Annotated in this window: 13 protein-coding genes and 1 pseudogene; 5 read left to right on the forward strand and 9 right to left on the reverse strand. The window is 59.9% G+C overall.

Features of this window, described 5'->3' with window-relative positions:
- Positions 1–83: 83 nt before the first annotated feature.
- A complete protein-coding gene (locus FHT93_RS11430; RefSeq protein ID WP_113016197.1) occupies positions 84–284 on the reverse strand; it encodes a hypothetical protein in 201 nt (66 codons plus the stop codon).
- A gap of 270 nt (positions 285–554) precedes the next feature.
- On the opposite strand from FHT93_RS11430, the gene FHT93_RS11435 reads away from it, so the two are divergent.
- Entirely contained in the window at positions 555–920 is a 366-nt protein-coding gene (locus tag FHT93_RS11435; protein ID WP_112542825.1) for a helix-turn-helix transcriptional regulator, read from the forward strand.
- Between the two features lie 35 nt (positions 921–955).
- Here the strand turns inward: FHT93_RS11435 and FHT93_RS11440 are convergent, their stop codons facing one another.
- The 4 genes from FHT93_RS11440 to FHT93_RS11455 all read right to left on the reverse strand — a co-directional run bounded on the left by FHT93_RS11440 (position 956) and on the right by FHT93_RS11455 (position 7,126).
- Positions 956–1,162, reverse strand: coding sequence for a hypothetical protein (locus FHT93_RS11440; protein WP_183847663.1), 207 nt, complete (start codon positions 1,160–1,162; stop codon positions 956–958).
- 208 nt (positions 1,163–1,370) lie between these two features.
- Entirely contained in the window at positions 1,371–2,513 is a 1,143-nt protein-coding gene (gene dnaJ / locus FHT93_RS11445) for a molecular chaperone DnaJ (protein WP_112542824.1), read from the reverse strand.
- Between the two features lie 79 nt (positions 2,514–2,592).
- Complete coding sequence (gene dnaK, locus FHT93_RS11450; RefSeq protein ID WP_112542823.1) at positions 2,593–4,503, reverse strand: molecular chaperone DnaK; 1,911 nt, start codon at positions 4,501–4,503, stop codon at positions 2,593–2,595.
- A 313-nt stretch (positions 4,504–4,816) separates the two neighbouring features.
- Positions 4,817–7,126 carry a transglycosylase domain-containing protein gene (locus tag FHT93_RS11455; RefSeq protein ID WP_183847665.1) on the reverse strand — a complete coding sequence of 770 codons (2,310 nt, stop codon included), beginning with the start codon at positions 7,124–7,126 and terminating at the stop codon, positions 4,817–4,819.
- A 259-nt stretch (positions 7,127–7,385) separates the two neighbouring features.
- Here FHT93_RS11455 and FHT93_RS11460 point away from each other — a divergent pair, with 259 nt between their 5' ends.
- Positions 7,386–7,568 (forward strand): hypothetical protein, encoded by a 183-nt coding sequence (locus FHT93_RS11460; protein WP_112542895.1) that lies wholly within the window; start codon positions 7,386–7,388, stop codon positions 7,566–7,568.
- A 159-nt stretch (positions 7,569–7,727) separates the two neighbouring features.
- Here FHT93_RS11460 and FHT93_RS11465 read toward each other — a convergent pair.
- Both FHT93_RS11465 and FHT93_RS11470 read right to left on the reverse strand, forming a co-directional pair.
- Positions 7,728–7,959, reverse strand: a pseudogene (locus FHT93_RS11465) (SH3 domain-containing protein); the annotation flags it as partial.
- A gap of 478 nt (positions 7,960–8,437) precedes the next feature.
- The gene (locus FHT93_RS11470) at positions 8,438–9,826 is read right to left on the reverse strand and encodes a dipeptidase (protein WP_113211460.1); all 1,389 of its coding nucleotides are present in this window, start codon (positions 9,824–9,826) and stop codon (positions 8,438–8,440) included.
- A 186-nt stretch (positions 9,827–10,012) separates the two neighbouring features.
- On the opposite strand from FHT93_RS11470, the gene FHT93_RS11475 reads away from it, so the two are divergent.
- Positions 10,013–12,394, forward strand: coding sequence for an EAL domain-containing protein (locus FHT93_RS11475; RefSeq protein ID WP_183847667.1), 2,382 nt, complete (start codon positions 10,013–10,015; stop codon positions 12,392–12,394).
- A 2-nt stretch (positions 12,395–12,396) separates the two neighbouring features.
- Here FHT93_RS11475 and FHT93_RS11480 read toward each other — a convergent pair whose 3' ends face one another.
- Complete coding sequence (locus FHT93_RS11480; RefSeq protein WP_112542820.1) at positions 12,397–12,813, reverse strand: MarR family transcriptional regulator; 417 nt, start codon at positions 12,811–12,813, stop codon at positions 12,397–12,399.
- Positions 12,814–13,238: 425 nt separating this feature from the next.
- Between FHT93_RS11480 and polA the strand changes: the two genes are divergently transcribed.
- Both polA and FHT93_RS11490 read left to right on the forward strand, forming a co-directional pair.
- Positions 13,239–16,238: a DNA polymerase I gene (polA, locus tag FHT93_RS11485; protein WP_183847669.1), complete on the forward strand. Its 3,000-nt coding sequence runs from the start codon at positions 13,239–13,241 to the stop codon at positions 16,236–16,238.
- Between the two features lie 275 nt (positions 16,239–16,513).
- On the forward strand, positions 16,514–18,889 hold the full coding sequence (locus FHT93_RS11490) for a DNA translocase FtsK (RefSeq protein WP_183847671.1): 2,376 nt from the start codon (positions 16,514–16,516) through the stop codon (positions 18,887–18,889).
- A 15-nt stretch (positions 18,890–18,904) separates the two neighbouring features.
- Here the strand turns inward: FHT93_RS11490 and FHT93_RS11495 are convergent, their stop codons facing one another.
- Positions 18,905–19,411 (reverse strand): GrpB family protein, encoded by a 507-nt coding sequence (locus FHT93_RS11495; RefSeq protein ID WP_183847673.1) that lies wholly within the window; start codon positions 19,409–19,411, stop codon positions 18,905–18,907.
- Between the last annotated feature and the right edge of the window lie 10 nt (positions 19,412–19,421).

Here is a 19,421-nt window from a genome sequence, read left to right on the forward strand (position 1 = left end):
CCTCGTCAGAATGATTCAATCTGACAAGGCAAGGCTCTAAGCCGAAGCGCCAGGGATATCAAGGCTGAGAGCTGTCCCAGCCGTCAATGGCTCTGCGGGGCCGGCTCTTCGAGCTGTGCTTCGGCCTCTGCGATTGCCCTTTCGATCCAATAAACGAGATCCGGCCGATCTTCGATCGAGCCGCGGAGCGATTTCAATGAATCGAGGATCATCGTCAGTTTCTGGCGGCGCATATCGATGACGATACTGTCGGCATCAGATTTCCCGGTGGGAGCGGATGTCATGCAGTACTCGAAGCCTCTTGTCGTACATAAGGGTCCCGGCGCGACTAACTATCGTCCCATGCAATGAAGTCAACTACAGGGTGTTCAACTTTTCGCGACATCGCCGCTAAGTCATCAAATGATAAGTAGAAGTTGTATAATCGGCGGAAGGGATAGTTGTTTCGTGGCCTAATGCCCAAAAAAAGTCGGTTGAAATTTGCAACTTCCGGGTTGAGATATTCAGCTGACGCTATATGGTAAATGAAGGGTTTACCGGGAAAGAGTGCAGCAGTGCCAGATCCGATTGATATCATTGTCGGCCGAAACGTGAGACAGCTTCGCGCCCGCCGACGTGTTTCCCAACTGGAACTGGGCGAAGCGCTTGGCCTTACATTCCAGCAGATCCAGAAATACGAAAAGGGGACCAACCGCGTCTCCGCCAGCAAGCTGCATCAGATAGCGGTCTTTCTTGGTGTTGATATTTCCGAGCTTTTCGAGGGTACGGGAATTTCCCAGTTTGCCAACCGCGTTGAACTGAGCCCCGAAGCCTATGAACTGGCGATCAGCTATGACAGGTTGAGCTCGACTGCGGGCAAGCAGGCGCTCAAGACGATCCTCAACCTTATATGCGGTCAGGCAGCCGAAAACGCCGCTTGACGGCTCCAGCGCCTATCCTTGAATTTGAGGGAAATTCAGTGAAGCTCGCGCTCGTGCAGCGCGACGAGCAGGGCGTCCTGCGTCTGATGGCCGGCATGATAAAGGTCGATCGCGATGCTGGCGATCGAAAGGCCTTGCTGGCTGCGAAGTTTGATGTTGCGTTCGGCGCACCACGAATAGAGCGCGCCTGCCAGTGCATCGACATCTTCGGACAGGCAGGTTGAAAAGTTCATTGCCGACATGGAAATACCCTCTGTTAGTCCCGGACTGCGGGGCCAAAGACAGTATGGATTTCAGGAACTTGCAAGCGCGATCGGATCTGTGCGTTAACGCAAGACATCTGCGCACAGACGCGCGTCCTGACTTGAAACAGGTGTTTTGAATTGGAGCGCGCATGAAAAAAGCCGGAGGCGGAACCTCCGGCTTTTGTAACCTTGGGGGATATCGAGCTTAGCCCTCGAAGAATTCCTTCATCCGGGCAAAGAAGCCGGTCGACTCCGGATTGTTCTCCTTGGAGGAGAGCTGCTCGAATTCCTGCAGAAGCTCGCGCTGGCGCTTGGAAAGCTTCTGCGGCGTCTCGATCTGGATCTGGATGTAGAGATCGCCCGTCTGGCTGGAACGCAGCACCGGCATGCCCTTGCCCTTCAGGCGGAACTGTTTGCCGGCCTGCGTGCCCTCGGGAACGGTGACGCGCGACTTGGTGCCGTCGAGCGTCGCCACATCGAAGGTGCCGCCGAGCGCTGCCGTCGTCATGGAGATCGGCACGGCGCAATAGAGATCGGCCCCGTCGCGCTGGTAGAACTCATGCGGTTTCACCGACAGGAAGATATAGAGATCGCCCGCGGGGCCGCCACGCGTGCCTGCCTCGCCTTCGCCCTGCAGGCGAATGCGAGTGCCGTCCTCGATACCCGAGGGAATGTTGACCGAGAGCGAGCGTTCTTCGGTCACCCGGCCCTGGCCGTGGCATTTCGGGCACGGATCGGGAATGATCTGGCCGCGGCCGTGACAGGTCGGACAGGTGCGTTCCACCGAGAAGAAGCCCTGCGCTGCGCGTACGCGGCCCGAGCCCTGGCAGGTGCCGCACGTTTTCGGCTGTGTACCTGGCTTGGCGCCGGAACCGGAGCAGACGTCACAGGTTATCGAGGTCGGAACGCGAATCTGCGCCGTCTTGCCGGAGAATGCCTCTTCCAGCGAGATTTCCATGTTGTAGCGGAGGTCGGCGCCGCGTTCGCGACCACCCGACGAGCGCTGCCGTCCGCGACCGCCGCCCATCATCTCGCCGAAAATGTCCTCGAAGATATCGGAGAAGCCGCCACCGGCAAATCCGGCGCCGCCACCGAAGCCACCGGGACCGCCCATGCCGCCGTGCTCGAAGGCTGCATGGCCGTAACGATCGTAGGCCGCGCGCTTCTGCGGGTCCTTCAGCGTTTCATAGGCTTCGTTGATTTCCTTGAACTTGCGTTCGGCGTCTTTGTCATCCGGGTTCTTGTCCGGATGGTATTTCATTGCCAGCTTGCGGAAGGCGCTTTTCAGCTCTTTCTCATCCGCCGTCTTGGCTACACCCAGAGTTTCGTAAAAGTCCGCTTTTGCCAATTTAAGCCCCGGAAATGGATTTCCGGCTGCCATGGTGAGCAGCCGGATGTCTATCGTCTAGCGTAGGCCGCAGCCCGGATTAAGCGGACTTCTTGCGGTCGTCGTCCTTGACTTCTTCGTAATCGGCGTCGACGACATTGTCATCACCTGCCGAAGCGTCGGCCGTGCCGCCTTCAGCCTGCTGGGCTTCATAGATAGCCTGGCCGAGCTTCATGGAAACTTCCATGAGGGTCTGGGTCTTGGCCTTGATGTCTTCGGCGTCGGCATCGGTTGCTTCGGTCGCGGACTTCAGCGCGGCAATCGCATCGGAGATTGCGGTACGATCGGCTTCGGAAACCTTGTCGCCGTAATCCTTAAGCGACTTCTCCGTGGAATGAACAAGGCTTTCGGCCTGGTTCTTTGCTTCCACACCTTCGCGGCGCTTCTTGTCTTCGGCGGCATGCGATTCGGCATCCTTGACCATCTTTTCGATGTCGGCGTCGGAAAGACCGCCGGAAGCCTGGATGCGGATCTGCTGTTCCTTACCGGTGCCCTTGTCCTTGGCCGAAACCTGCACGATGCCGTTCGCGTCAATGTCGAAAGTGACTTCGATCTGCGGAACGCCACGCGGTGCCGGCGGCAGGCCAACGAGGTCGAACTGGCCGAGCAGCTTGTTGTCGGCAGCCATTTCACGCTCGCCCTGTGAGACGCGGATGGTGACGGCCTGCTGATTGTCGTCGGCGGTCGAGAAGGTCTGGCTCTTCTTCGTCGGGATCGTCGTGTTGCGTTCGATCAGACGGGTGAAGACGCCACCGAGGGTTTCGATGCCGAGAGACAGCGGGGTAACGTCGAGAAGCAGAACGTCCTTGACGTCGCCCTGCAGAACACCGGCCTGGATGGCGGCGCCGAGAGCAACGACTTCATCCGGGTTGACGCCCTTGTGCGGTTCCTTGCCGAACAGCTGCTTGACGACTTCCTGCACCTTCGGCATGCGGCTCATACCACCGACGAGAACGACTTCGTCGATCTCGGCAGCCGTGACGCCGGCATCCTTGAGGGCTGCCTTGCACGGAGCGATCGTGCGCTGAACGAGATCGTCGACCAGGCTTTCGAGCTTGGCGCGGGTCAGCTTCAGCGTCAGGTGCTTCGGGCCGGAAGCATCAGCCGTAATAAACGGCAGGTTGATTTCGGTCTGCTGCGAAGAGGACAGCTCGATCTTTGCCTTTTCGGCAGCCTCCTTGAGACGCTGCAGGGCAAGCTTGTCGTTCTTCAGGTCGATGCCGTTGTCCTTCTTGAACTCGGCAACGAGATATTCGACGAGACGCATGTCGAAGTCTTCACCGCCGAGGAACGTGTCGCCGTTGGTGGACTTCACTTCGAAGACGCCATCGCCGATCTCGAGGATGGAGATATCGAAGGTACCGCCGCCAAGGTCGTAAACGGCGATCGTCTTGCCGTCCTTCTTGTCGAGGCCATAGGCGAGAGCGGCAGCTGTCGGCTCGTTGATGATGCGGAGCACTTCAAGACCAGCGATCTTGCCGGCATCCTTGGTTGCCTGGCGCTGCGCGTCGTTGAAGTATGCGGGAACGGTGATGACGGCCTTTTCGACCTTTTCACCGAGGTAGGATTCGGCGGTTTCCTTCATCTTCTGAAGGATCATCGCGGAAATCTGTGCGGGCGAGTAGCCCTTGCCGTTGGCTTCGACCCAGGCGTCGCCATTGTCGCCCTTGACGATCGTGAAGGGAACGAGGTGCTTGTCCTTCTCGACGGTCGGATCTTCGTAACGGCGGCCGATGAGGCGCTTTACGGCGAAGAGGGTATTCGTGGGGTTGGTGACCGCCTGGCGCTTGGCCGGCTGGCCGACGAGGCGTTCGCCGTCATCGGAAAATGCCACCATGGAAGGGGTCGTACGCGCACCTTCCGCGTTCTCGATGACCTTTGCGTCCTTGCCGTCCATGACCGCGACGCAGGAATTTGTCGTTCCAAGGTCGATACCAATTACTTTTGCCATGTCATTCTCTCCTTGAAGCAAGCTGTCGGAACCCCGGTAAGGCATTTCCCTGACAGCCCCTTACGGGATGGGTCTACTAAGATTACGCAATCGTGATTGCGGTGATGCGGCGTATATAAGGAGCGGTTTTCTGGACTGCAAGGCGAGAAATGGCCCGGAATCCAGCAAAACGAATGTGTTGCATTCAATTTTTACAGTAGCCGGAAAAGGGTCTGCTTTGCACCTTCAAACCGTGCAAATCTTGCGCGCCGAGCCTTGCGCGGGACGTGCTCCCGCAAGGCATCCATTTCCGTCGCAATACTGTCTCCGGCTCCTACTGTCCCATGATGAGATCGAGCAGGGTCGTGCGTCGCGGCTGCGCCCCTGACGTTGCTTGCGGTCCGCCCACATCACCGGGCGGCACCATGTCGTTGTAACCCCCGCCGGCAACATCGGCAGGCGGCACCGGCCCGCCGTTGACGGGCATCGCTGCCTGCGGCTGTCCGGGCACCGGCGGATAGCGGTTCACATCGGCATTGCCGCCGAAAACACCGGAAATGATGCTGCCGACTGTCGACGGCTGCTCGGGTGCCGGCTGCGCCTGCGCCATCGGCTGGCCGTTGCCGGGATCGGCGGCAGGATCAGAGAATGTCTGGCCCATGCCGAAGAGCGGCGCTGGCGAAAGCCCCTTATGCGCGGCGACCATGAATTCCTTCCAGGCCTTGGCGGGAAGCCCGCCGCCGGTCACCTTCTTCATCGGCGTGCCGTCGTCATTGCCGAACCAGACGCCTGTCGTCAGGTTGCTGGTGAAACCGACGAACAGCGCGTCACGCGAATTCTGCGTCGTGCCGGTCTTGCCGGCAGCCTGCCAGCCGGGAAGCTTGGCGCTCGAGCCTGTGCCGCCGTTGATGACGCCCATCATCATCATGTTCATTTCCGCGACGATCTGCTCGGAAAGCACGCGCGGCGGATTGTCATAGGTGTTCTCGTAGAGCACCTTGCCGTCGGTCGTGGTGACCCGGCGGATCACGTGCGGCGTTGCCTTGTAGCCACCATTCATGAAGGCGGCATAGGAGGCCGTCAGCTCCATCAGAGAGACTTCCGAAGTACCGAGCGCGATCGATGCATTGGGCTGCAGATCCGATTGGATGCCGAGACGGTGGGCAAGCTTGATCACCTGATCCGGCCCGTCATACATCACGAGCTGCGCCGCTACAGTGTTCAGCGACTTGGCAAGCGCTGTCCGGAGCGTTACCTCGCCATTGTATTTCTTCTCGTAATTCTCCGGCGTCCAGTTGCCGATGCGGATCGGCGCATCGTTGAAGACGGAGTCCGGCGTCAGGCCTTTTTCAAGCGCGGCCGCATAAACAAATGGCTTGAAGGAAGAGCCCGGCTGGCGCTTCGCCTTGACGGCGCGGTTGAACTGGCTCGTCGCATAATCCCTGCCGCCGACGAGCGCCCGGATCGCGCCCGTACCGTCGATCGAGACGAGGGCGGCCTGCGATGCGTCGAACTTGCCGCCTTCCTTGTCGAGCACGTCGACCAGCGACTGTTCGGCCTTCTTTTCGAGATTCTTGTCGATCGTCGTATCGACGATGACGTCTTCCTTCACGTCGCCGACCAGCCCCTGCAGTTCGTCCATCACCATATCGGCGACATATTGTCCGGCGCCCGACCAGTAGCTGCGGGCAGAGGCCGGCGTCTGCGACATCGCCGTCTTGATTTCGTCGGCACTGATATAGCCCTGGTCGCGCATCGCCTGCAGCACGACCTGCGCACGGGCATTGGCGGCCTCCGGATCACGGGCTGGCGAAAGGCGCGACGGCGCCTTCACAAGGCCCGCAAGCAGGGCCGCCTCGCCGAGGTTCACATCGCGCGCCGACTTGTTGAAATAGCGCCGCGCCGCCGCTTCCACGCCGTAGGCATTCGAGCCGAAATAGACGCGGTTCAGATACATCGCAAGGATCTGGTCCTTGGTGTATTTCTGCTCCAGCCAGAAGGAGAGCAGCACCTCCTGCACCTTGCGCTCCAGCGTGCGCTCGGGCGAGAGGAACAGGTTCTTGGCAAGCTGCTGCGTCAGCGTCGAGCCGCCCTGGATCGGCTGGCCGGTCGCATTGTTGACGAAAGCGCGCGCCAGCCCGAACGGATCGACGCCGAAATGCGAATAGAAGCGCCGGTCTTCGATCGCGATGATCGCCTCCGGAATATAGGGAGACATGTTCTCCAGGGAGAGCTCCTCGCCGCCGGTCGCACCGCGGTTGGCGATCGCACTGCCGTCTACGGCGGTGATCTTGACGTTCGGTGGCCGCTCCGGGATGGCCCAGGTGCTGGCGCTTGGCATGCGCGAACCGTAATAGAAAACGAGCCCGGCAACACCGATGCCGGCCCAGATACCAAGCACGATACACCAGTAGACGACCCTGCGCAGGAACGCGAACAGCCCGCCGCCTTCCCGTTCGCGCGGCTCGGAACGGCGCTTTGCCGGTGCGCGCCGGGAAGCGGGCGATTTCGATGTACGTTTGGAGCCATGCCGCCCGTCGATGCGATCGTCGGCATCGAGCGCGAATTCGTCGTCTTCCTCACGACCGCCACGGCCGTTGAAGGACGGTTCGATCCTGTCATCTGATCTACGTCTGGCTACCATCGTGGAGCGGCTGAACCCTTGCTGTAAGACCGCGCCCCCAGGCAACGGTTTTATCCGAGTGAACTGTAAATGCGGCGAATTAACGGGCTGTTAAGAACAACATCAATGTGGCCAAGTGCACCCTCTGCCTGCATTTTCTCCGTCAGCCAGCCATGACTTCCTCCCATGGCTGCCGTTCATGTGACCGCCCCAAAACCGACATATGTCGCCGCGACTTCCGCGCACCGAAGAAGCGCAATGCGCAATATCCAGGCAGAACATGACGATTGATCCCGTCAGAATGGACGAGGCACGCCCGCGCGAAGTCTGGAGCGTGCATGCTTTTGCGCAGCATCACAGTCTCGACAGGATGGACGAGAGCCGGCTGAAGATGCTGCTCGGCGCCTATGCGCAGATGCGCGACCTGCTCGCGACACAGCGCCACATATCTTCCGGCTGGTGAGGGAACCAATAGGCTTGCCCGCAGTTCTATGATGAGCGGGACAAACCCCTCACGTCCCGCCAAGATCGGCCGTCTCCCCTCAACACGTGCCGATCGATATCAGGCCCGGCGTATCACCAGATGCGTCGGGTCCTTTTTGTTTCAGGGGCGATGGGGACCGCGATCGCGGTAATAATAGACCGGTCCGCGGCGCCAGCGGTCACGTTCACGATAGAAGTCGAGGTTGCAGTAGTAGCGATCCCAATAGGGGCGGACGCTGAAGGTGACCGTCGGAATGCCGAGCGGACGACAATATTGCGGACCGACGTAGATGCGGTACCGCTCATAGGTCGCCTGGACATATTGGCCTGAGACCCCACCCGCGATCGCCATAGAATTCCACGTCGCACCAGGGTTTTCACTTTCACCTTTTACTCCTCGCAATAAACGATGGGCGACCCGCCTGGGATGCACGTTTACCCGGAAAATCAAAGGTAGAGCGTGGCGGCATCGGTCACGCCGCACGGATTTTTGGTTTTCTTTCAAACACTTATGAGAGAGGCGGAATGAGCGCAGCTTGAACGGGAATCAAGGTTTTCCATGGGTCTTGAAATGTGAAAGGCGGCTTACGATATAATGTTTCAGAAATCGCAGCCCAGAAATGTCGTGCGCATCATCTGTTGCATCATTTCCGCGATCTGATTGGGTCAGCCGTTTACCGGCTGTAAACTTTTCGAGATCAGTCTGGCTGTGCTTTGTCCGCTTCTCCTTTGACCACGGATGTACTGGCACTGAGATGAGGCGGATAACGGAAGGCCGGTTTGCCCGGCCTTTTTGTTTGCAGATTTCGGATGGCGTGCCGCGAAGATCGCAGGCACGCCTTTCTTGTTTCAAGCCTTCAGTGCAGCAAGGATGCGCACCCAGGAGCGGATACCCTTGTGGTAGGAGGCCAGGTCGTACTTTTCGTTCGGCGAATGGATACGGTCGTCGGAAAGCCCGAAGCCCACGAGAAGGGATTCCATGCCGAGCATTTTCTGAAAATCGCCGACGATCGGGATAGAGCCGCCCATGCCGATGACAATGGCAGGCTTCGGCCATTCGTCGGAGAGCGCATTGCGCGCCTTGGTCAGAACAGGCGAGTCATAGGAAAGATGAATGGCCGGGGAGGCGCCATGCGGGTGGAACTCGACAGAGCAGTCGGCGGGGATCTTCGAGCGAACGTAGTTGCGGAAGCTCTCACGGATCGCTGCCGGATCCTGCGTGCCGACGAGCCGGAAAGAGACTTTTGCCGATGCCTTCGCAGCAATGACGGTTTTGAAGCCTTCACCGGTATAGCCACCCCAAATGCCGTTGACTTCGGCCGTCGGTCGCGCCCAGGTGAGTTCCAGGACCGAGCGGCCCTTTTCGCCTGAGGGAATGGAGAGGCCGACTTCGCCGAGGAAGTTTTCCGCCGACTTGCCGAGCGCCTCCCAGGATGCCTTGATGTTGGCAGGCGTTTCCTCCACACCGTCGTAGAAACCTTGAAGTGTAATACGGCCGGTTTCGTCATGCAGGCCGGCCAGCGCCTCCACGAGAATATGGATCGGATTGGCGGCGGCACCGCCGAACAGGCCGGAATGCAGGTCGCGGTCGGCGGCTGTCACCACGATTTCTTCACCGACGAGGCCGCGAAGCGCAGCTGCGATTGCCGGCGTATCGCGATCCCACATGCTGGTGTCGCAGACGAGGGCATAATCGGCCTTGAGTTCGGCGGCATTGGCTTCGAGGAACGGCTTCAGCGACGGCGATCCGGACTCTTCTTCGCCCTCGAAAAGAATGGTGACGCGGCAGGGAAGGGCGCCGTTGATCTCCTTGTAGGCGCGGCAGGCCTCCACGAAGGTCATCAGCTGGCCCTTGTCATCGGAGGTGCCGCGGCCGGTCAGGATCTTGCGGCCGTTGCCGGCATCTTTGACGGCGGGATCGAAAGGGTCGTTTTCCCAGAGCTCGATCGGATCGACCGGTTGCACGTCATAGTGACCGTAGAACAGGACGTGGGGCGCATCGGCAGAGGCACCCTCGTGATGGGCGACCACCATCGGGTGGCCGGGCGTGTCGCGAACCGAGGCGTCAAAGCCAAGCGTCTTGAGATAGGCGATCAGCCATTCGGCTGCCTTGCGGCATTCAGCCTTGTAGGCCGGATCGGTCGAGATCGACTTGATGCGCAAGAGCTCGAACAGCTTTTCGAGGCTTGAATCGAGATTCTGGTCCGCACGCGCAAGGATAGGATTTAGTTCGGTCATTTCCGACTCCTTCTGAAATTCGGCCGGACGATAGACCCAATCGGCTGCCGTTTCGAGCGTCAAATTTTCAAGTTTTTTTGTCGGCGCCAAATGCCGAAAGGCTGAAGTAGGTATCGCTAATGCAAGTTACAGTTATTTAGCATGTTCTAAATAATCTCGCGCCGAGGTGGATTTTCGAGGTGGCGAATGTTCTCAGTTATTGCCTGCATCAGAGACAACCACGACTGGCGACTGGTCATTGCCGCCGCAATTGTCTGTCTCGTTGGCAGCCTGACGACAATGCTCCTTCTCTTCCGTGCCCAGGAATGCGACGCCGGACAGCGCAAGCTGTGGATCGCCACGTCAGCCTTTGCCTGCGGTGTCGGCGTATGGGCTACGCATTTCATCGCCATGCTCGCCTATGACGGCGGCATGCCGATCAGCTACGATCTGGGTCTCACGTTTCTCTCTGTATTCCTGTCGATTTTCGGCGCCTGGGTAGCCATCCTGATCGCGTCGGAGGGCCGGAGTTATTCTTTCGCTTTCGTCGGCGTGCTGATGGCGCTTGGCATCATGGCCATGCATATGACTGGCATGCAGGCGATCGAGGCCCAGGCCATCGTCGTCTATGATGCCTTTATGTCGGTCGTCGCTTTCTGCTCGTGCGCGGCTCTGGCGACCATTGCCTTCCTCGCCTTCTTCAAGCTGAAAGGCATGAAACGCTTTGCCGCATCCTCCGGCGCCTTCGTGCTGGCGATCTGCATGCTGCATTTCATCTCGATGAGCAGCATTGCACTGGTGCCGGACGCGACGCGCGAGGTGCCGGCGATGACGCTTCAGCCCCAGGTGCTTGCCGTAATCGTGATGGCTGTCGCCACCGGCCTCATCCTCATGGCCTTCGGCGCAGTCTTCCTCGAAAGCCATCTGACCGATCTTCACGGCCTCGCCAATGTCTCGCAGGAAGGACTCGTCATCCTGCGAGAAGGCAAGATCATCGACACCAATGAACGCTTCCTGGCCCTCTCAGGCTGGAAGCTCTCGGAACTCACGGGCAACATTCCCTCGTCCGTGCTGGCTCTCATTCATGCTGAGCGGGAGAGCGAGCATGAGGAAATGCTGCTGATCGCCAAGGACGAGAGGGAAATCCCTGTCGAGGTTGTCATGCGGCGGATCGTTTATCGCGGACGCCATTGCGACGTTCTCGTCGTCCGCGATCTGACCGAACGCAAGCGCGCCGAAGAGATGATCGAGCATCTCGCCCATCATGATGTTCTGACGGACCTGCCGAACCGTTCGCTTTTCGATACGCGCATTCGCCAGGCTCTGCAGGTCGCCGAATGCAAGCGAACGCAGGTCGCCGTCTTCTGTATCGATCTCGACCGCTTCAAGGCCGTCAACGATATTTTCGGTCACGCCGAAGGCGATCGCATTCTGCGCAAGGTCGCCACGATCCTCAAACGCTGCGTCGACAAGGATGACACGATCGCGCGACTTGGCGGCGACGAATTCGCCATCGTCCAGCCGAGCAAGCAGCAACCCGACGCGGCCCATCGCCTTGCGCGACGTATCATCGACGAATTCGCGGCCGAGATGGATACTGCCCGCGATCCGACGGCCGTCGGCGCGAGCATCGGCATCGCGATCTATCCAGCGGATGGAGACTCGGCCGAAGAGCTCTGCAACAATGCCGATACAGCTCTTTATCGCATCAAACATGCCGGGCGCGGCGCAGCCTGCTTCTTCGACGCGGAAATGGACGAGTCGGTGCGTGCCCGTCGCCAGATCGAACACGAGCTTCGCCACGCCATCACCCGCAATCAGCTCCATGTAAGCTATCAGCCAATCCTCGATGCGCGCAGCGGTGAGATCAATGGTTATGAAGCCTTGATGCGCTGGAACCGGCCGGGCCACGGCATGAGCGAGCCGGATATCTTCATTCCGATCGCCGAGGAAAGCGGCTCAATCGTCCAGCTCGGCGAATGGATCCTGCGCGAAGCCTGCATGGAGGCCGCCCGCTGGCCGCAGCCGCTATCGATCGCCGTCAATGTCTCCCCGGTTCAGTTTCTGTTGCCCAATCTTTGCCAGCGGGTGGCTGAGATTCTCAAGGAGGCGGACCTCGCGCCGGAACGCCTGGAACTGGAGATCACCGAAGTGGCGCTCATACGCGATCGCAACCGGGTCATGAACACGCTTCAGCGCCTGCGCGGCCTCGGAGTGCGCATCGTCATGGACGATTTCGGCACTGGCTTCTCCTCGCTTTCCAACCTGCGTTCCTTCCCCTTCGACAAGATCAAGGTCGACCGCAGCTTCACCGGCATACTGGAGCATGATGCCGGCGCTCGCTCGATCGTCCGCGCCATCATCGGGCTGGGGCATAGTCTCGGCATGCCTGTTGTCATCGAAGGCGTCGAAACGGAGATGCAACGTCAGATCGTCGTGGAAGAAGGCTGTACCCAGTTGCAGGGGCTCTTGCTCGGAAAGCCGGATATCGAGCCGAGTATCAAGCTCGCCGCTCGCGAAAACTTCCTTTCGGCAAATACCGAAGCAGAGGTGACGCAAGCAAAGCGCGACCGCGCGGCGGCGGAGTGAAGTCAGAGCGCCTTGGCGTTCTGGATCAGCCGCCGGATATATTCGAGCATCAGCTCTCGTTCGAAGACCCGAAAACCCTTGAACAGCGCAAGGTCAGCCTCGCGCGCCGTGTCGATGGCTTGCGCCTCCATCGCCCTGGCTTTTTCTGTCAGAAAGATTAGCTGCGCGCGTTTGTCGGTAGGATGCGGACGCCGCTCGATCAACCCGTCTCGCACCATGCGTGAGAGCGTGTTGGCCATCGTCGCCTGTTCGATATCGACGCGCTCCAGAAGCTGTTTCTGCGTCAGCCCGTCCTCGGCCCAAAGCTCCAGGAGGATAGGGAACTGTCCGGGAGAAAAACCGAGCCCTGCCGCGCGCTGATGCAGCGAGCGGGCAAAACCCTTCGCCAGCTGGCTGGCAAGGTAGGCGCCGGAATCCATTCGATTAAATCCCATGATTGTAAGTTAGGCTCAAAATCGCTCGGTAGACAATGCAACAAATCGCATACGATCCATCAAAAAATAGGAACGAAGTTCTCAAATTTTGAGTGCCGCAGCGAATTGCGCAAAAAACAAAGCCGCCAAGGCCTGGAGGAAGGCCATGGCGGCTTGAAAGTGAGGACAAAGGCCCGGAGAGGGGGATGAGGCCTTTGTCCAAGCCTGACGCGGGCGGGGGACAAGCCGGCTATCAGACCCGCGGCGCGATCAAACGCCGGTGACTTTGATTTGTGATGGAGAATGTGGTTTTTCAAGGGAAAGAGAAAAAACCACCTATTACAAATTAGTAACAGTTTGGTGAGGCGGAATCTTTTTGCGCAACCAAGTTTATATGGACCTTGAAGGGCCGCCGCGCTATCCATGCTGCCATGAAAAAAGGCGATCATCTCTTCCTTATCGACGGTTCGGGTTTCATCTTCCGGGCCTTTCATGCACTGCCTCCTCTGACGCGCAAATCCGACGGCCTGCCGGTCGGCGCTGTCTCCGGTTTTTGCAACATGCTCTGGAAGCTGCTAAGGGATGCACGCGGTACCGATGTGGCTGCCACGCCCACCCACCTCGCCGTCATTTTCGACTACTCGTCGAAGACCTTCCGCAAGGATCTCTATGACGCCTATAAGGCGAACCGTTCGGCGCCGCCCGAAGAGCTGGTGCCTCAGTTCGGCCTGATCCGCGAGGCGACACGCGCCTTCAATCTGCCCTGCATCGAGACGGAAGGTTTCGAGGCCGACGATATTATCGCGACCTATGCCCGCCAGGCTGAAGCGGTCGGCGCCGACGTGACGATCGTCTCCTCCGACAAGGACCTGATGCAGCTCGTCACCCCGAATGTCCACATGTACGACAGCATGAAGGACAAGCAGATCAGCATCCCCGATGTGATCGAGAAATGGGGTGTGCCGCCGGAAAAGATGATCGACCTGCAGGCGATGACCGGCGATTCCGTCGACAATGTTCCCGGCATCCCCGGCATCGGCCCGAAGACGGCAGCCCAGCTTCTCGCCGAATATGGCGATCTCGATACGCTTCTCGAGCGTGCCCATGAGATCAAGCAGGAAAAGCGCCGCCTGACCATTCTCGAAAACATCGACAAGGCGAAGCTGTCCCGCGAACTCGTGCGCCTGCGCACCGACGTACCGTTGGAGCTCGATCTCGACGCGCTCGTCCTGGAACCGCAGAACGGCCCCAAGCTGATCGGTTTCCTGAAAACCATGGAATTCACCACGCTGACGCGCCGTGTTGCGGAGTTCTGCAATTGCGACGCCAGCGAGATCGAACCGGCCTTCGTAAAGGTCGAATGGGGCGCGGATGCGCATGGGCCGGACCTCGATTCAGCCGAGCCGGAACCTGTCGCGGGCGCGGTACCCAAAATGAATGGCGAAGCCGTGGCCGTTCCACCACGCGCAAAGGCGAAGACTGCGGTCGAAGGCACGTTTGCGCCTGCCGATCTTGCCAAGGCGCGCACCGAGGCGTTCGCGACCCTTCCGTTCGATCATTCTTCCTATGTGACGATCCGCGACCTTGCGACTCTCGACCAATGGATCGCCGCTGCGCGCGATACCGGCCTCGTTGCCTTCGATACGGAAACGACTTCGCTCGACGCCATGCAGGCCGAACTCGTTGGCTTCTCCCTGGCGATTGCCGATAACACCGCCGATCCGACAGGCATACGCATTCGCGCCGCCTATGTGCCGATCGGTCACAAGACGGGCGTTGGCGACCTTCTCGGTGGCGGTCTCGCCGACAACCAGATCCCGATGCGCGATGCGCTGTCGCGGCTGAAGGCGCTGCTGGAGGATGAATCGATCCTCAAGGTCGCTCAGAACCTGAAATACGACTACCTGCTGATGAAACGTTATGGCGTCGAGACCAAGAGTTTCGACGACACGATGCTGATATCCTACGTGCTCGACGCCGGCACCGGCGCGCACGGCATGGACCCGCTGTCTGAAAAATTCCTCGGTCACACACCGATCGCCTACAAGGACGTCGCTGGCTCCGGCAAGTCGAACGTCACCTTCGACCTCGTTGATATCGAGCGCGCGACACACTATGCAGCCGAAGATGCCGAAGTGACATTGCGCCTGTGGATGGTGCTGAAGCCGCGCCTTGCCGCCACCCAGCTGACACGCGTCTATGAGCGCCTGGAACGTCCGCTCGTGCCCGTTCTTGCGCGCATGGAAGAACGGGGGATCACCGTCGACCGCCAGATCCTGTCGCGCCTCTCGGGCGAACTGGCTCAGGGTGCAGCCAGGTACGAGGATGAAATCTATCAGCTCGCCGGCGAGAGGTTCAATATCGGCTCTCCCAAGCAGCTCGGCGACATCCTGTTCGGGAAGATGGGTCTTGCCGGCGGCACCAAGACCAAGACCGGCCAGTGGTCGACCTCGGCGAGCGTGCTGGAGGACCTTGCGGCAGCTGGCTTCGATCTGCCACGCAAGATCGTCGACTGGCGCCAGCTCACAAAGCTGAAATCGACCTATACGGACGCGCTTCCGGGTTACATCCATCCGGAAACGAAGCGGGTGCACACCTCCTATTCGCTGGCGTCGACGACGACAGGCCGCCTTTCCTCTTCGGAGCCGAACCTTCAGAACATTCCGGTGCGCACCGCCGAAGGCCGCAAGATTCGCACCGCCTTCATTTCGTCGCCTGGCCACAAGCTGATCTCGGCCGACTACAGCCAGATCGAGCTGCGCGTGCTTGCCCATGTCGCCGAAATTCCCCAGCTCGTGCGCGCTTTTGAGGACGGTATCGACATCCACGCCATGACAGCCTCTGAAATGTTCGGCGTGCCCGTCGAAGGCATGCCGAGCGAGGTGCGTCGCCGCGCCAAGGCCATCAACTTCGGCATCATCTACGGCATCTCCGCCTTCGGCCTCGCCAACCAGCTTTCCATCGAGCGCTCGGAAGCCGGCGACTACATCAAGAAATATTTCGAGCGCTTTCCCGGCATCCGCGACTACATGGAAAGCCGCAAGCAGATGGCCCGCGACAAGGGGTACGTCGAGACGATCTTCGGCCGCCGAATCAATTATCCGGAGATTCGCTCGTCCAATCCTTCCGTCCGCGCCTTCAACGAACGGGCCGCCATCAACGCGCCGATCCAGGGCTCGGCCGCCGATGTCATTCGCCGCGCGATGATCAAGATCGAGCCGGCGCTCGCCGAGGCCGGCCTTGCCGATAGGGTGCGCATGCTCTTGCAGGTGCACGATGAATTGATCTTCGAGGTCGAAGACGAAGAGGTCGAAAAGGCGACGCCGATCATCGTTTCGGTCATGGAAAACGCCACCTCGCCGGCGCTGGAGATGCGCGTGCCGCTTCGGGTCGATGCCCGCTCCGCGACCAATTGGGATGAAGCGCACTAAGGCATGCCGCGCAAAAGTGCGCAGCGGTTTTGCGATAACGACATGCGAAAACAAAGGCCTGAAGCGCGGCAAGCGAATCTGGAAGATCGCGGCGTGCTTTAGGACGCTTGTCTCATTCGGCCAAAGATTTTTCCTTTCTCATCAAGCCTCTGAAATTGATGATGTTTCATCTTTTTAGCCGTCCCGCGACGGGACGGCTGGAAGGAACTTATTAACCTTCATTTTCTATCCGGAAGGATGTCAGAAATTACCAGACGTGAGTGAGTAGCTGTCGCATGCGTTTTCCCAGAACCAATTTGACGGACGCCGAAGAGTTTTCTTCGGGACTTGAAGCTGACCATCACGTGGAAGATGCCACTGTGGCATATGAAAGCGAAAAGCCGATTCCGCCGCTCTGGCAGAGCAATTTCTCGCTCGCCCCGAATGTCCGCTTCACCCGCACCCCGGAAACGCTGATCAGCAAGCGCCACGCGCCGGAGAAGCCTGTCCGCGAGGAAATCATTGTGCCTGCCCCGCAGGCGGTAGCAGTTCCGCAGCCCCTGGCGGCACCGCAGATGCGCGCGCCGATCGCGGTGAACGTACCCTTCGATATTTACCTGCCCGAAATGGCTGAACCGGTCGCGCCACAGCCGGAACCTCAGCTGCAGCCCGTTGCAGCGGTTCCCGTCGAAACGACGCTACGCGCAGCGACAGAACTTTCATCCATTTCGGATTTCGCCTTCTGGGAGGTCATGGCCTTCGAGGAGACCGATGCCGGTCCGTCGCGTACTCCGGTCATCGCGTTGCAGCAGGTCGAACCAGAATCGATCACTTCGCGCTTCCGCATCATGGAATGGCGCCCAGGCCGACATAATCCGGCGCCGGTGGCGCCGCGCGCATCGCTGCCCGTAACGTCAGCGCCGGCCCGCCCCGCGCGCCCTCCGGCAGTACGCGTTGCTCCGGCTCCGGTCGCTTCAGCTCCCGTCGCCCAAGGTCCGATGGTTCAGACGCCGGAAATACAGGCGCCTGTGGTCCAGTCGAACCAGGCACCGGCAGAAGCACCGCCCGCATCGCGCGTCGAGATCACCGCACCTGCACTATCCCCGGTTCGCTCTGCCCGCATGATCGTCGAGAAGGTTGATGCATCGGGCTACGAATTCCCGCCGCGTGCCCTGTTGCAGGAGCCGCCGGAGCGGCTCGGCGAGATCATGTCGCAGGAAACGCTGGAGCAGAATGCCGGCCTCCTGGAGAGCGTGCTGGAGGATTTCGGCATCAAGGGTGAGATCATCCATGTCCGCCCCGGTCCGGTCGTCACCCTCTATGAATTCGAGCCGGCGCCGGGCGTAAAATCATCCCGCGTCATCGGCCTTGCCGATGATATCGCCCGCTCCATGTCGGCGCTGTCAGCCCGCGTGGCTGTCGTTCCCGGCCGCAACGTCATCGGCATCGAATTGCCGAATGCGACGCGCGAAACCGTCTATTTCCGCGAGATGATCGAGAGCGACGATTTCGACAAGAGCGGTTACAAGCTGGCGCTCGGCCTCGGCAAGACGATCGGCGGCGAACCCGTGATCGCCGAACTCGCGAAGATGCCGCATCTGCTCGTTGCCGGCACCACCGGCTCGGGCAAGTCAGTCGCCATCAACACGATGATCCTGTCGCTGCTCTACCGCATGACGCCGGAACAGTGCCGCCTAATCATGGTCGATCCCAAGATGCTGGAACTCTCGGTCTACGATGGCATTCCGCATCTGCTGACGCCCGTCGTCACCGATCCGAAGAAGGCCGTCATGGCATTGAAATGGGCGGTGCGCGAGATGGAGGAGCGCTATCGCAAGATGTCGCGCCTCGGTGTACGAAATATCGACGGTTATAACGGGCGCGTCTCCCTGGCCCGTGAGAAGGGCGAGGCCATCCATATCATGGTCCAGGTCGGCTTCGACCGGCAGACCGGTGCGCCGATCGAGGAACAGCAGGAACTGGACCTTGCACCGATGCCCTACATCGTCGTCATCGTCGACGAAATGGCCGACCTGATGATGGTTGCCGGCAAGGAGATCGAAGGCGCGATCCAGCGACTTGCGCAGATGGCGCGTGCTGCCGGCATCCATCTCATCATGGCGACACAGCGTCCTTCGGTTGATGTCATCACCGGCACGATCAAGGCGAACTTCCCGACCCGCATCTCCTTCCAGGTGACCTCGAAGATCGACAGCCGCACGATCCTCGGCGAACAGGGTGCCGAACAGCTGCTCGGCCAGGGTGACATGCTGCATATGCAGGGTGGCGGGCGCATCTCCCGTGTCCATGGTCCCTTCGTTTCCGATGCGGAAGTCGAGAAGGTCGTGGCACACCTGAAGACGCAGGGTCGGCCGGAATATCTCGATACGGTCACGGCCGGCGAGGATGAAGAAGCCGAGGACGAAGAGGACGGCGCCGTCTTCGACAAGAGCGCCATGGGTGCCGAGGATGGCGACGAGCTTTACCAGCAGGCCGTCAAGGTCGTCCTGCGCGACAAGAAGTGCTCGACCTCCTATATCCAGCGCCGCCTCGGCATCGGCTACAATAGAGCCGCTTCGCTTGTCGAGCGCATGGAGAAGGAAGGGCTGGTCGGCCCGGCAAACCACGTCGGTAAACGGGAGATCGTCTCGGGCCGCGGCGACAACGAATAATCGGAGCGCGGCTGGCTATCCTTCTTCGGAGGCCAGCCGCAGCGTCTCGAGCACGAAGTTACGCTTGCCGCCGGTATAATAATCCCAGTCGTCATTGGCCTCGCCCATGAGCTTCATCTTAAGGGCGGCATAGGCGTTCGCGCGCTCCGCGTGCGAGCGTAGATAGTCCCGAAACGCGAGCCGGTCTCGCAAAACGACATTATTCGCCGAGCAGAGATATAGTCGTGCGCCGTAGGAGCCCTTGCCGCTGGTGAAGGTCCAGGTCTGCTGCTGGTATTTGTCGCCATGGAAGGTGAAGGCGCCAAGCGATTCTACGCGCTCGATCGCTTCGGGAAGCACATCCGCATTAGCGAAGGCAGCGTGCAGGTCGATTTTCGGCTTTGCCGCCAATCCGGGGACGGACGTGCTGCCGACATGATGAAAGACGGGGGTGAGGTCGGCGAGAAGCGGCTCCAGTTCGCCGACGATCCGGCGGAAGAGAGACGGCCATTCCGGGTCATAGGGGACGACACGAATGGCCATTCTCGTTTCC

This window comes from Rhizobium sp. BK379, assembly GCF_014193955.1.
GTDB lineage: Bacteria > Pseudomonadota > Alphaproteobacteria > Rhizobiales > Rhizobiaceae > Rhizobium.

Bases quoted from the DNA above. Each gene is read 5' to 3' on its own strand.
- dnaK (WP_112542823.1), bottom strand. From the start codon at position 4,503: ATGGCAAAAGTAATTGGTATCGACCTTGGAACGACAAATTCCTGCGTC.
- polA (WP_183847669.1), top strand. From the start codon at position 13,239: ATGAAAAAAGGCGATCATCTCTTCCTTATCGACGGTTCGGGTTTCATC.
- FHT93_RS11470 (WP_113211460.1), bottom strand. From the start codon at position 9,826: ATGACCGAACTAAATCCTATCCTTGCGCGTGCGGACCAGAATCTCGAT.
- FHT93_RS11495 (WP_183847673.1), bottom strand. From the start codon at position 19,411: ATGGCCATTCGTGTCGTCCCCTATGACCCGGAATGGCCGTCTCTCTTC.
- FHT93_RS11475 (WP_183847667.1), top strand. From the start codon at position 10,013: ATGTTCTCAGTTATTGCCTGCATCAGAGACAACCACGACTGGCGACTG.
- FHT93_RS11480 (WP_112542820.1), bottom strand. From the start codon at position 12,813: ATGGATTCCGGCGCCTACCTTGCCAGCCAGCTGGCGAAGGGTTTTGCC.
- FHT93_RS11430 (WP_113016197.1), bottom strand. From the start codon at position 284: ATGACATCCGCTCCCACCGGGAAATCTGATGCCGACAGTATCGTCATC.
- FHT93_RS11490 (WP_183847671.1), top strand. From the start codon at position 16,514: ATGCGTTTTCCCAGAACCAATTTGACGGACGCCGAAGAGTTTTCTTCG.
- FHT93_RS11455 (WP_183847665.1), bottom strand. From the start codon at position 7,126: ATGGTAGCCAGACGTAGATCAGATGACAGGATCGAACCGTCCTTCAAC.
- FHT93_RS11460 (WP_112542895.1), top strand. From the start codon at position 7,386: ATGACGATTGATCCCGTCAGAATGGACGAGGCACGCCCGCGCGAAGTC.
- FHT93_RS11440 (WP_183847663.1), bottom strand. From the start codon at position 1,162: ATGTCGGCAATGAACTTTTCAACCTGCCTGTCCGAAGATGTCGATGCA.